Origin of the sequence: Gorillibacterium timonense, assembly GCF_001457415.1 — a bacterium.
Classification (GTDB): Bacteria; Bacillota; Bacilli; order Paenibacillales; family NBRC-103111; genus Gorillibacterium; species Gorillibacterium timonense.
The window spans coordinates 484,250-498,645 of record NZ_LN881723.1 but is presented as its reverse complement, the minus strand read 5'-3'; the positions used below and the strand labels follow the sequence as shown (position 1 = coordinate 498,645).

Here is a 14,396-nt window from a genome sequence, read left to right as displayed (position 1 = left end):
CTCTATGGTATTACCAGCGAACGCAGACATCGGTGGAGAGACAGACGAATATTTTTCACTGCAAAATATGTCGGTTGGACTATGTCATGAAGGGTAATCATGTGGATGATTCCGGTTGGGAGCGGTTGGAGCTGCCGATAACGGCGCTCTCCTCCGTAGACATCTATCGGGGAGGATCTAATAAGCGTAGCTCTGAAGTAAAGACCTATATCGATCCGACCCTGAAGAAGCAGGCCAACAAGCCAATGGCTCCGAAATCTGAAATGATTCAACCCCGTCAGAATGGTGAGGTTTACAATAATAGGGCTAGAGAAGAGGATCCCAAGAAGCTGAAGGGGATTAAGAGTAGCTATAGTGAATATCGTAATTGCGGCAATTGTGACTTCTATATAAAAGGTATGTGTAGAACACATTCCTTGATAACGTTAAGTGACGAAGTCTGCAACAGGTTTAAACATTATCGAAAAAGGGAAGTCTCCGGCGGTGCATTCTCACCAAGATAAACTGATCAATCTATTTATAAATAAGCAAGACAAATGAGTAGGGAGGATCAAGACCTTGCATGTAGTTGAGACGTGGAATCGAATTATCGAGCGTGCTAATAGCCAACCTTTTGAGATTCACACCGTCCCACAAAACAAAAGGGCACCATTGTGGTTTCGAGTCAGTACTGATGGAACTGCACTTATCATCAGTCAAGCAAAGGATAACGTACCAAGTTCCACTCTGAAAATGCCCAGGACGATTACGTTTGAAGAATTTGAGAGGATATTTCCTTATTATCACTTACGGCTTAATGGGAATTCTGTAAGTCAAGAAGTCATGAGAAAATCGGTAAATTCAGTTTACATTTACGGATTAATTGCAGATGCTTAACGAACCTCGCTTAATTAAAAAGCGAGGTATTTTCTTTTATAGAACGTACATTCGCTGACAACCTACTGCCTATACGAAACTTTACAATGTGGAATATGGATAAGACAATCTCCTTCCATTTATGGGCAATGGAAGGAGACAGGGCATGTTTTAGAGAATTTAGGTATATTGGATCATTCGCAGGGGGGCTTTAACATGGATTTGATCGATCGGTTATATCTGAATATCAACGAGGCTCCATTGTCTCCAAAAGTGTTGCTGGCCAGATCCTATGCCCAAGGACACCAGCTGCTCGAGCAGCTATGCAAGCGTTACGGAGCTATCTTTAACGTAGAAGTACAGACTCTTCGCGGAATCGTAACCGCACATACAAAGTCAGAGCTGTTCCGCAGAAAAATCAGTCTGCTTGATGAGGGGCAGGCCGTTTGGGTTGTCCGTGAGTTGATGAAGCAGCTGGCCATAGAGAATCCGACGAGTTATATCAACGAGTCCATGCTGAAGCAGGGTATCGTCAATCAAGTGAATCGTGTTATATCCGATATGCGGCTGGCCGGTCTTCGTTCGGATGAAGTGAAGGCGGAGTGTTTCACGAATCTGCATAAAGGCCAATATTTGAAAAGATTACTAGCATCCTATGAGACGTATCTGCGGGAAAATGGACAGACGGATGCTGCCGGATTGGCTGACTACTTGAAACCAGGAGGGGACGAAACCGTCTATCTGGCGCTTGCACCAACAGGCTGGACGTTGGTGGAGCGGAACATGATCCGCAAGCTGTCGGGAGAGCGTCTCTGCATCCTGGATTCGGATGCTCCATTCTATAGAAACGAAGCGTTCTCAAAGAATCAATTCACGATGTTTCGCGCGACCGGAAGTCTAGCGGAAGTCAGAGAGGGATTTCGAAGAATTCTATCCGATCCCGCGGCTCTTGATCAGATGGAAATCATGTTGTCCGATTATGAGCATTATGCGCCCATTATTCAATCGCATGCCGAAGCACTGGGCGTCGAATGTACGCTCTCGAACGGACTGCCACTTGTATTTTGTGATGCTGGGAAAGCGGCTATAGGTATACTGGATTGGATTGCCGAAGGCTTCCCGGTAAAGAGGCTTGCAGAAATGCTGCGGCATGGCTATATTTCGTTCTCAGATGAGCGCTGGACTCGCACCGATTGGGTTCGCTTGCTGGAGAAGTCCGGTATTGGTTGGGGAAGAGAACGGTATCTTGCTATCCTTCGTCCAGAACGATTGAGTGAGGAAGAGCGGGAGCAAGGAACGGCTTTACTTACTTACGTGAAAGATTGGTTCGATCGGCTGCCCGAAGGCAATGAATGCAATCCGCTTATCTTGTTAGGTTGGGTGACGGATTTTGTTCAGAAGCATGTGCCGGCACGGTCACTGGATGATGCTCATGTAGGAGCAGCGTTGAAGGAGATGACGAAGCGCTACTCTGCAAGTTCATGTGAACCCATGCCGATGGATTTGGCTGTCCAATACGTGAAAGAGATGTTAGCCGAGATTCGCATTCGCGCCGCGGCGACACCGAAACCGGGTGCGATTCACATTAGCTCCCTACAGAACGGCGGGTGGAGCGGGAGAGATTGGACTTGGATCTTGGGTATGGATGAGAGAACCTGGAGTATATCTGCGGTCCAAGACCCTCTTCTCCTGGACCAAGAACGGATTACGCTGTCTGAGCACTTGGAGCATGCCAAGGAACGTGCGAAGAATGTCAGGAGCGAACGGGAGTCCCGGCTGTCTCAAATTCGAGGCGAGATCTGGTTAAGCTACTCCTCTTATGATATAGGGGAGCAGAAGAGTCAAGGTCCCGCTTTTGAAATGCTTCAGGTTCTGCGGCTGCAGACAGGGGATTCGTCATTGGATTTTGGAGCATTGGAACACTCATTAGGTGAACCCTACCGTGTGATGGATATCATGCATACGACCGGTGTATCTGCTCCGGTTGACGGAATCGATGCGTGGGCGGGGCTGCTCCAGGAACCGAATGGCAAATCCAAGGACGGATTGCAGGTTATGATGGAAACGTACCCTGCTCTTGCAGCGGGGTATCAAGCCCTAGCTTTCCGGTTAGATGAGAGGTTATCAGCCTATGACGGCTGGCTGGAGATCGACTCTACTACAAGCTCTCATGGCTTAGATGACGTTCCGCGCAGCGATGCCATTAGTGTGAGTCAATTAGAGAAGTATGCGAGCTGCGGGCTGCAATACTATTTCTACTATGTCTTAAAGCTTCGTCCGAAGGAGGTCTCGGAATTCGAGCGGACCCGCTGGCTGCAAGCAAGCGAGAGAGGCTCCTTGCTGCACGATATTTTCAGACGGTATCTGGAGGACGTTACGGACAAAGGAACGAAACCGCCCCAGCATGACAAAGGCCGACTGGTCGAGATCGCGGAAGCCGTAATCCGGGAAAATGCGCTAACTATTCCTGCCCCTAATCCGCATGTATTCAACAAGGAATGTGAAGAAATCCGTCGGGATGCGGAAATCTTTTATCTCCATGAAGTCGGCAGAACGGATCAGCCCTGCTTCTTCGAATTAGAGCTCGCGGCACAGGATGGAGAGCCTATGGAGATTCAATTGCCCGGCGGCAAACAGTTTAAGCTGAAGGGCTTCGTCGACCGGGTCGATCGGATCGGACCTCACGAGTACCGCATTATCGACTATAAAACGGGCAGCACCAGCAAGTACAAGGCGGCAGCCTATTTCAGCGGCGGAACACAGCTGCAGCATGTGATCTATTCCATTGCTGTAGAGCAGTGGCTCCGCGAAACAGGCAGGGATCCTGAAGCCAGGGTGACGGAGGCGGAATATTATTTTCCAACGGAGCGTGGACGCGGCGAGAAGGTAACACGGCTACAGAACCGGAGAGAAGACCTTGCTTCTGTTGTTGCCAAGCTGTTGGATTCGCGGAATCGAGGGGTCTACATTCCGGCTAAGGATTCGATGGTCTGCAGGTGGTGTGATTACCAAGCCGTGTGCGGATCTCATGCGGATTGGATGGCAGGCAAACGTGAATCGTCTGTCAATGCGGATATTCTAAGTACGCTGCTGGAGGTAGAGGGACATGAATGAATCGTACGGCATTACGGCTACGGCAGACCAAGCTGACCGTGACCGGATCCTTACGGATTTAGATACGACTTTGCTCGTGGAGGCAGGGGCGGGATCGGGGAAAACGACCAGCCTAGTTGGTAGGCTGCTGGCCTTGATCGAGTCCGGTGTTAACATCGGCCAAATTGCCGCCATTACGTTCACCAACAAAGCGGCAGACGAGATGAAGGAACGCTTCCGCCTGGCGTTGGAGAAAGCCTATCGAAGATCATCGGAGGGTTCTATCGTCCGTGAGCGGCTGTCCGAGGCGCTGGGGAATCTGGATCTGATCTTCATCGGAACCATCCATTCGTTCTGTGGATCGTTATTGCGCGAGCGTCCCATTGAGGCAGGGCTGGACCCTTCTTTTGAAGAAATGGACGAAGAAAGCGATAAGCAATTCCGCGCAAGCTGCTGGGATGAATACTTGGCTGAGCTGGATGGGGAAGCGCGGCTGCAACTCGAGGAGTTAGTGTCGCTGCGGGTGGATGTGAACACCCTTCGGGACGTTTTTGACCGTGTGTCTTTGTTTACGGATGTTGAACTGCCTTGCGAGGAGCGGGAGCGGCCCAATTTTGATCGAATTCGGGATACGCTGCTTCCTTTGCTCGATGCTGCAGCGCCCTATATTCCGACGGTGGAGCCTGAGAAAGGCTGGGATCCGGTTCAGAAGCTTGTCCGGCAGACGCGCCAGAAGCTCCGCTACATCGACTTGTCGGATGATATGCGAATGCTTGAGATCGCCAAAGAGTTTGACCGCAAGCTCGACGTGACGATGAATCGATGGACTTCCAAAGAACATGCCGGAGAGATGAAGAAGCTTTTTCCTGATTGGCAGATCAACGTACTTTTTCCATTCCTTCAGGCATGGCGGGAATACCTATATCCGAAGCTGATCCGCTTCGTGCGGCCAGTACTGGATGATTACAAGACACGCCGATACGCCGCAGGAAAGCTGAATTTCCAGGACTTACTCATGGAAGCGGCCAAGCTGGTACGTGAAAATAGGGAAGTAAGAGCCTATTTCGCCGAACGGTACCAGCGGCTGCTTGTCGATGAATTTCAGGATACGGATCCGATTCAAGCGGAGCTGATGTTTCTGCTCACCGGGAGCACGGAGAGTGGGGAATTCGAGAAAAACTGGCGGCGGCTTACACCACGGCCGGGTTCCTTGTTCGTGGTCGGGGATCCGAAGCAGTCCATCTATCGTTTCCGAAGGGCGGACATTTCGATCTATAACGAAGTCAAGGCGCGCATCCAGGAGTGTGGCGCAGTTTGTCGTCTGACCGCTAATTTCCGTTCGGTACGCTCCATCGGAGAGTTCATCAATGGTCAGTTTGCCGGCAAATTCCCGCCTTCGGAAACGGAGGTCCAGGCTGCGTTCGTGAAGATGGAGACACGTGCGAACGATCCCATAGGCGCTCGTAGAACGCCGCATGGCATATACGTTCTTCCTTATCCCAAAATGCCGGGAGGCAAAGCTGCCGTCGCACAAGCGGATGCCGAGCAGATTGCGGCCTATATCTCTTGGGCTTGCAAAAACGGAAATTTACAAATCGCAGATCGTGATGGGGGAAGCCGGGACGCGGTTCCGAGCGATTTTCTGATTCTGACGAAAACGAGGGAGTTCATCCACCTGTATGCGGAACAGCTCGACTTGTTCGGGGTTCCGGCTGATACTTCAGGCAGTACGACGGTCTATGGGGAGCTGCTGGCCTTATACCAACTGGCTCGTTATTTAGAGGATTCCGCAGATAAACCGGCTTTGCTCGCGGTTATGCGCGGCATGCTGTTTGGCCTGAGCGATCGGCAGTTATGGGCTTATAAGCAGGAAGGATATTCGTTCTCGTTATTTGACTTGCCGTCCCTGGAAGCTTGCAGTGAAGGGGCCAAGGCAGTGGCTATGGTGCTTGGAAGGCTTCAGCAATATAAGGGGTGGGTTCGCACGTTCAGCGCGGCCGCCGCGTTCAGCCGAATCGTGGATGATCTCGGTGTTCTGCCGTACGTATCGACGCTGCCGGCAGGCTCTGTTCGTGCGGGGACGCTGGTGAGAATGCTGCAGCTGTTGCATGGAGATCCTGCGGCGAGTTCCAGCTGGTCGGAATTGTGCCGATTGATCGAGCACATGCTCGCGGATCGAGGGATGGAGACATCGAGCCTGTACGCCGGCGGGAACCAGGCTGTCCGGATCATGAATCTACATAAAGCCAAAGGATTGGAAGCACCCGTCGTGTTCCTGGCCTGTCCCTGCGGGGAGTCGGATCATGATGCAACGCAGTATATTGATCGTTCCGCAGATCCTGCTGCAGGCTACTTTACGATAAGTAAATCGATCGGAGAGTTCAAAACGGAAGTGATCGCTCAACCCATAGGCTGGAGTGAGATGAACGAACGAGAGCGTGCTTTCTCCAACGCTGAGAAAGACCGTTTGCTCTATGTCGCGGCTACGCGTCCGAAGCAGATGCTGGTTATCAGCCTGTATCCCGATCAACCGGCGAAGTGCCCTTGGACACCGCTCGTGGAAGGGATGGATCTCGCACGCGAGCTGGATGTGCCGGCGGTGAAGCCAGAGAAGAAGACGGAGTTGACCGAGGGGCCGGATTTGAGTGAGTTGGAGGAAACTCGAAGGGGGAGGCTGGATGCGATTTGTGAGCCTACTTACGCCGTCTTGTCCGTTACCGGACAGACCAAAGCAGCCGGTGATACGCCGGAATGGTCCGCGGAAGGCAAAGGCATGGCATTCGGGAGTGTCGTTCACCGTACCCTAGAGCTGCTTGGTAAAGGGTTACCGGAGTCGGAGCTTGAGGACACGATACGCTTCTTAGCGGATGAGAAAGGCATGGCTGAGGATTTCATAAGCGAAGCAGCTAGGGTTGTAAGAAGCGTGATCGCAAGCGAGCTTTGGCAGCGCAGCCTGAGCGCTCGCCGCCGTTTATTCGAGGTGCCGCTGATGATTCGAAAGAATGCCGATGACGTTAGCGTATCCAGCGATGCTGGGAGTGCTGAATCAGAGGTTGCGGCCGCATTTGAAGGTACGGGTTCCATTCAGTATGCCTATGTTCGTGGAGTCATTGATTTCCTCTTCGAGGAAGAGGAAGGCTGGGTTATAATTGATTTCAAGACAGACAGCGTAACAGAAGAGAAGCTGCAGTCATTCATTGATTTCTACCGGCCGCAGGTGCAGGCTTATGCGTCGGAATGGGATCAGACTTTTGGATATAAGGTGAAAGAAGCGTGGTTGTATTTTGCCCAGTTAGGAAGATGGGCAACATGACGTCTAAGTGAAGGATAATAGGTCCACTTGTCGAATTGTAATTCTATAGTCCTATTAGCTACATTCAAGAGGAGTTAACCTTATGGCTGAGAAACTTGAGTTGTTACTTACTGAGATCTCAAGTTTGAGTAATCAGAGATATAAACTTTTTTTCCTGCTTCCGGCAACTACGAACCAACAGAAACTCCTCAATGATTTAAATCGTGAGGGGATTCCAACAGTAAACATAGGCTTGTATCTATCAGAACAGCTAAGATTTGTCCCCTCTGACAAACGCCCTTTTGATGTTGCGAAGTGGCTGAGGAAGGCCATAAATGATCAAAAGCATAATGTTGTATGCATACACAATATCGAATATTTATTTGACCCTGAGTTAAAGCAAAATCCAGTTAAGTTGCTAGAAGCACAGAGTGGAAATACAGTTCTGTTGGTGATATGGCCTGGTAAAGTTGGAAATGGAGTGCTCTATTATGCGACTCCGGAGCACCCAGAGTACTACCAGAATTCTGAATACAGTAACAGTATTATGATCTACTAATTGTGGAGGGTTAAGGATGAAGTATAGAGATCTAATTCAGTTCGAGCCAATTAAATCGATCGTTGTATTAAAAGATTCCGTGGAAGATCAGCTTGCACAAAAATTAGTTGATACTTATGTTATCTCGGATCGCATGGCCGAGGTTATCGATAGTGTAATCATTGAACAGCTTCAATTTCAACGTCCAATTGACCATAAAGGGATCATGGTCGTTGGTAATTATGGAACAGGTAAATCACATTTAATGAGTGTTATCGCTGCAATCTCGGAAACGAATGGGATTTCTGAACATATTCAGCATGAACGTATCGCGCAAAAAGCCAAAGAAATTGAGGGGAAATTTAAAGTACTACGGGTTGAGTTTGATGGTATCGTTGTTCCGCTCCGAGAAGTACTTTTCCAAGAAATGACCAGGTTCCTACAAGATCTCGGTGTGGACTACGAAATGCCGGACTTGTTGAAACTAACGAGCAACAAAGATGAAATGATGCGCATGATGGCCGCATTCCATGAAGTATATCCTGATCATGGATTTTTGCTCATCATTGATGAATTGCTGGACTACTTACGAACGCGCAAAGAACAGGAACTCATTTTGGATTTAGGTTTCCTAAGAGCACTAGGGGAAATATGCCAAAATACGAGATTTCGCTTCATGACAGGCGTACAGGAGATGCTTTTTGATAATCCGAAGTTTCAGTTTGTCGCGGCGGAGCTTCGCCGCGTTAAGGAGCGGACCGTTCAAGCAATTATCGTCCGTGAAGATATTGAATACGTAGTTTCCCAACGCTTGCTTAGAAAAGATGAGAGGCAAAAAGCACTAATTCGAGAGCATTTGCAAAAATTTGCTCCACTATTCGACAAGCTTGGAGAGCAGATCGAGAAATACGCTGAATTATTTCCAATTCACCCTGCTTATCTTTCTGCTTTCGAGAAGGTGAAAATAGCAGAGAAACGCGTTGCTTTAACAACGATAAGCCAAGAAATTGAAAGGCTATTAGACACAGAAGTGCCGAATAATAGTCCGGGTGTTATTTCTTACGATAACTACTGGCTATACATTGAAGGCGATCGTAATCTTCGAAACGATGTTGATGTTAAAGAGGTAATGGATAAGTCAGCTATTTTAATTGATCGTGTTGAAAACGCGTTTCCAAAGGCTAAAGCATCGTATAAACCAATGGCAAAAAGAGTAGTTCGCGCATTATCCGTATTTCGACTAACAACCGACGATATAAAAGTAAAGATTGGTGTCACATCTGCAGAATTAAGAGATCAGTTGTTCTTATATGTTGATTTCCCTGATCTTGATTCCGATTTCTTGAATGCAACCATTGATACCGTATTGAATGAAATTATGAAGTCAGTAAGTTATCAATTTATCTCGTTTAATCGTGATAATGGCCAATATTATCTTGACTTGGATAAGGACACTGATGTAGATGCACTCATAGAACAAAAAGCAGAAATGTTAGTAAGTAATCAACTGGATCGATATTACTTTGAAGTCCTTGAGAAGTTAACCGACGATGGATCTCCAAGTATAGTATCTGGTTACCGAATCTGGCAGCACGAATTAAACTGGTACTCAAGAAAGGTAACTCGGCCGGGATATCTATTTTTCGGTGCGCCCAATGAACGTTCCACTGCACAGCCGGAGCGGGACTTCTACATTTATATGCTTCAACCATATGATCCGCCTAAATTCAAAGATGAAACCAAACCAGATGAAGTGTTCTTCAAACTGGACACAAAGGATGAGTCATTCCATACTGCGCTTCGTCTTTACGCAGGTGCTCGGGAAATGTCCATAACTGCATCAAGCGCGACCAAGAAGCTGTATGAAGATAAAGCCGCGGATTTCTTAAGGAAATTAATGAAGTGGCTTGTCGAGAATATGCCATCTGCATATAAAATGACATATAAGGGCGTAACCAAGAAACTTGCTGAGTGGAGCCTATCTGGACCTGCGCAAGCGACAGTAAGAGAAATTATAGATGCTGCCGCGGATGATTGTCTAACCACATGGTTTGAGGAGAAATACGCTGATTATCCTACTTTCCGTCTTAGCAGTATCAGCATTACTCGAGAAGCCATGTTAAAGACGTATATCCCAGAGACATTAACGAATATCTCTAATCCAAAAACAAAAACAGCGAAAACCATACTTGAAGGACTTGTGTTGCTGGATGGAGAGAAATTAAATGTACAGAACTCGGGATATGCCAAATGGATTTTGAACTTGCTGAATAACAAGGGTAATGGACAAGTTCTGAATGCTTCTGAGTTACTTGAGGTTCTTCAATCTCACGGGGATTGGGAAGTCAAAAAGACGATTGAATTTCAGTTAGAACCTGAGCTTTTAAGTGTTATACTGGCTGCTCTAGTTTACACAGGTGATATTGTAATCACGATTCATGGGGAATCTTATGATTCCATGAAGTTTAACCACTTAATCGCTTTGAAGGCAGAAGGGATTGCAGAATTTAGCCATATTAAGAAACCAAGTGATTTGCCATTAGCAGAGTTGCGAGCATTGTTTGATTTATTTAGTATTAGTCATGGATTGCTTCAACCAGATTCTCAAACAAATGGGGTTCAAACGCTTCAAACTAAAATACAGCAACAATTAACTCAGTTGGTTAAAATGCAACACGAGCTTAAAGATAAAATTCCTACATGGGAATTGCCACTTCTATCGGATGAGGAGCTGCAGGGGTACCAGGGGAAGCTTCAAGGCTTGAATCAGTTCCTGCAGAGTCTTCAAGTGTTCGATACACCGGCGAAACTTAAAAATTTTAAAAAGACAATTGAAGAAATTCAAAGCCAGCAAGAATCCATTGTGTTAATGGATAAACTTATCAAGTGGCGTGAGCTTGCTTCTCAGATTACAAAAAAAGCGAACTATATCGTAAGCGCTAGAAATCATGTCTCGATTGCTGATGATTGGTATGTAAAAGTTGAAGGTGCATTGGAGGATCTATACCTTTCCTTAAAGGCTAACAGTGACTGCAGTGCTGAACTCCAAGTGATAGACCAATTAAAGGATCAGTATGTTTCCTTCTATTACGCTCAACACGCTGCATCACGCTTAGGAGCTACAGAAGAGAATAAGCTCAATCAGCTTAAACGTGACGGACGTATCGATACATTGCAGAAAATTTCTGTGATTCCAATTCTGCCGGCACAACAATTACAAGCATGGAAGGCAAAGTCTGACGACTTGAAAATTTGCTGGAAATTGCAAAAAAGTGAATTGGAGCATTCTCCTGTTTGTCCGCATTGCCGTTATCGTCCAAAAGATGAAAAATTCGCACAGCAGGTAACTGTTCGGCAGTTGGAAACGGAATTAAAAGAATTACTTGATTCTTGGACGAATACATTGTTGACTAACCTTAATGATAGTGAGTTACAGGAGAATATTGAATTGCTCACTGGCGAACAAAAACAATTAATAAAACACTTTATGGACGATAAATCATTTGGAATCCCGGTTGATTTACGCTTAGTCCAGACAATAAAGGAAGTCCTAGAAGGAATTCAGAAAGTTGAGTTGCCGTTAAATCGATTGTTACAGATGGCTGGCGATGGTAGTCCTTTGACTATTGAGGAGTTGCGCCTGCGATTTGAACAATTAGTAAGGGAACAGGTTGGTACGCAATCGTCTAATCGAGTACGGATTATGTTAAAGAAGGAGTAACTTAAGATATGAAAGATAACTTAAAGCAAGGAAGCCTATTCGAAATGAAAAAAGAAACCCAAACAGGTCCAGTGACCTGTTTGGGTTTGACATTTGAGAATGATGATGCGCGTCGCGCATATTTTACGAAGGAATTACGACATATGCTACCGGAACTTAGAAAAATTGAAGGTTTTCCAGATGCTGATGATGAGAAAATACTAGCCTTATCAGACCCGCCTTTTTATACAGTATGCCCCAACCCTTGGGTTGCTGATTTCATAGCGGAATGGGAGCAGGAAAAACGGAGCCTTCAATATGTGGTCGGAGATTACAGCCGGGAGCCTTTTGCCACAGATGTAGCTGAAGGTAAGAATGAGGCAATATACAACGCTCACAGCTACCATACGAAGGTTCCACATAAAGCAATTATGAGGTATTTACTTCATTATACTCAACCAGGGGATATCGTGTTCGATGGATTTTCGGGAACTGGAATGACTGGTGTAGCTTCAATATTATGCGGTGACCGTCAAGAGGTTGAATCTTTAGGATTTAAAGTGGATCAGGAGGGATATATCTACAATCAGGGCGAAACCGATGGACCCACAAAAAAAAATATGAGAGTTGGTCCAAGACGGGCGTTATTAAACGACTTATCTCCAATCGCTTCATTAATCTCTTATAATTACAACTCACCTTGGGATTCTCAAATTGAGGATGATGCAAACCAATTAATGCAACAGTGTCTCAATAAAACAAGATGGATGTACTATACACTAAAGAATAGTGCAAACGCGGAATCTATAGCCCGACAAATTGAGAATTATGGGAACGATGTTGTAAAAATTTCGAATGGAATAAATCAAATAAAAGACTTATTTGTAACAGTGAATTACATCGTGTGGAGTGACGTTTTTCAGTGCCCTAGCTGCTTACATGAAATTGTGTATTGGGAAAATGCGGTAGATGACGAGCTTCGATTACAAGAGGACTTTCATTGCCCTCAATGCACAGTGACTGTAAGTAAAAAAAGTATGAACCGTATGTATGAGACAGTGTTTGATGAAATATCTAACAAGGTTGTCAAGAGAATAAAACGAAAACCTGTATTAATTAATTACAAAGAAGGAACAAAATCAAAAAATAAAAAGCCAGATGCATTTGATATAGCACTCATAAAAAAAATAGAGGAAATTAGCTTGCATAATTGGTTCCCTACTTCAGAGGTGCCAAAGGGTGATAAAACAGGTGAGGTGTTGAAACAGAATATAACACAGGCCCATCACTTTTATACCAGAAGGAATTTATTTGTATTATCCGAATTGTGGGAATTGGCAAAACATAATAAGTTGCTAAAACTGGCGCTTACAGCAGTGCTTACAAAAACAGCGAGTATTCTTCACAATATAGGTTTGAAAAACGGAAGTATAAATTTAGCTGGTGCACTGCCGAATGCGATTTATGTTCCGAGTAATCTAGCGGAGAGAAACATCCATATACTGGTAAATGGGAAGATTTCAGATATTATCAAATCTAATCCTTTTCGTTTACAAAATAATGTTGTTTCCTGTATGTCAAGTGCAAATGATATTTCGAAAGTGATAGGGAAAAAGGAATTTGTAGACTATATTTTTATTGATCCCCCTTTTGGCGCTAATTTAATGTATTCCGAATTGAATTGGCTTTGGGAAGCGTGGCTTGATATTTTCACAGAAAATACTACGGAAGCTATTGAAAATCGTACGCAAGAAAAGAATTTGCAGAAATATAAACACTTAATGAATCTTGCCTTCCGAGGTGCATACGACATACTAAAGCCCGGGAGATGGATGACTGTCGAATTTTCAAATACGCATGCTTCCGTATGGAATGCGATACAAACTGCGATTAAAGAAGCGGGTTTCATAATCGCATCAGTTGCAGCTTTAAATAAAGGACAGGGAACTTTTAATTCTCAAACCAACCCCACCTCGGTTACACAGGATCTGGTTATTTCAGCGTATAAGCCAAGCAGTGCGGACTTAGACAATTTTAAAGAATCTATACAGACAAACATTCATGACTCGCCATGGGTTTTTGTGGAACAATATTTATCAATTATTCCTGGATTCAGAAGAAATGGGCAATCATCCGAAATTATCATTGAAAGAACTCCGAGAATAATCTTTGACCAAATGGTTGCATTTTTTATTCAGAATGGATTCGCAGTCCCTATAAACTCTGGTGACTTTCAAGAGCAGCTAGCTCAAAGATACGTTTTAAAGGATGGGATGGTATTCCTTCCTAAACAAATTTTGGAGTATGATCGTAAAAGAATGACTGTGAAAGACTTTGTTCAACAAAGCTTATATATTTCGGATGAAAGTACTGCAATTGAATGGTTGAGACAGCAATTGTTGAAAAAGCCCCAGACTAGGCAGGAGTTACAACCGAATTTCATGAAAGAAATTCAACATATTGCTAAACATGAACAACTCCCTGAATTAGACGCTTTGCTTGAACAAAACTTCTTGCGGTATGAAGGTACTGAAGACGTCCCAAGTCAAATTCACACCTATCTAAGTTCTGACTATAAAGATTTACGGAATCTTTCAAAAGGAGATTCTGAGCTTAAAGCGAAAGCGAGTGATCGTTGGTACGTTCCCGATCCGAATAAACAGGCGGACTTAGAAAAACTGCGTGAAAAAATGCTGTTGCGTGAATTTGTAAGTTACTCCGATGAGCTTAGTAAGCATAAGAAGAAGTTAAGACAATTCCGCACAGAGGCTATTCGTGCAGGTTTTAAAAAAGCTTGGGGAGAAAAAGATTATCAAACAATCGTAACAATCGGGGAGCGCCTCCCTGAAAATGTACTTCAAGAAGATGATAAATTGCTAATGTATTACGATAACGCACAGATCAGACTCGGCCTGTAG

5 protein-coding genes are annotated in these 14,396 nt (G+C 45.4%); all 5 read left to right on the top strand.

All coding sequences use genetic code 11. The features are described 5' to 3' along the window. The first annotated feature begins 1,071 nt into the window (after positions 1-1,071). The 5 genes from BN2684_RS09995 (at position 1,072) to BN2684_RS09975 (ending at position 14,396) form a co-directional block, all read left to right on the top strand. Positions 1,072-3,969, top strand: a complete 2,898-nt coding sequence (locus BN2684_RS09995; RefSeq protein ID WP_058302027.1) for a PD-(D/E)XK nuclease family protein — start codon at positions 1,072-1,074, stop codon at positions 3,967-3,969. Beyond that, positions 3,962-7,261 (top strand): UvrD-helicase domain-containing protein, encoded by a 3,300-nt coding sequence (locus BN2684_RS09990; RefSeq protein ID WP_058302026.1) that lies wholly within the window; start codon positions 3,962-3,964, stop codon positions 7,259-7,261. The genes BN2684_RS09995 and BN2684_RS09990 overlap by 8 nt, the downstream gene beginning before the upstream one ends. An 82-nt stretch (positions 7,262-7,343) precedes the next feature. Continuing rightward, a complete protein-coding gene (gene brxF, locus BN2684_RS09985) occupies positions 7,344-7,799 on the top strand; it encodes a BREX-3 system P-loop-containing protein BrxF (protein ID WP_058302025.1) in 456 nt (151 codons plus the stop codon). A gap of 16 nt (positions 7,800-7,815) precedes the next feature. Further along, a complete protein-coding gene (locus BN2684_RS09980; RefSeq protein WP_058302024.1) occupies positions 7,816-11,499 on the top strand; it encodes a DUF6079 family protein in 3,684 nt (1,227 codons plus the stop codon). 8 nt (positions 11,500-11,507) lie between these two features. Next, the gene (locus tag BN2684_RS09975; protein ID WP_058302023.1) at positions 11,508-14,396 is read left to right on the top strand and encodes a DNA methyltransferase; all 2,889 of its coding nucleotides are present in this window, start codon (positions 11,508-11,510) and stop codon (positions 14,394-14,396) included.

Coding starts and splice junctions, on each gene's coding strand:
- BN2684_RS09995 (WP_058302027.1), top strand. CDS start 1,072: ATGGATTTGATCGATCGGTTATATCTGAATATCAACGAGGCTCCATTG.
- BN2684_RS09990 (WP_058302026.1), top strand. CDS start 3,962: ATGAATGAATCGTACGGCATTACGGCTACGGCAGACCAAGCTGACCGT.
- brxF (WP_058302025.1), top strand. CDS start 7,344: ATGGCTGAGAAACTTGAGTTGTTACTTACTGAGATCTCAAGTTTGAGT.
- BN2684_RS09980 (WP_058302024.1), top strand. CDS start 7,816: ATGAAGTATAGAGATCTAATTCAGTTCGAGCCAATTAAATCGATCGTT.
- BN2684_RS09975 (WP_058302023.1), top strand. CDS start 11,508: ATGAAAGATAACTTAAAGCAAGGAAGCCTATTCGAAATGAAAAAAGAA.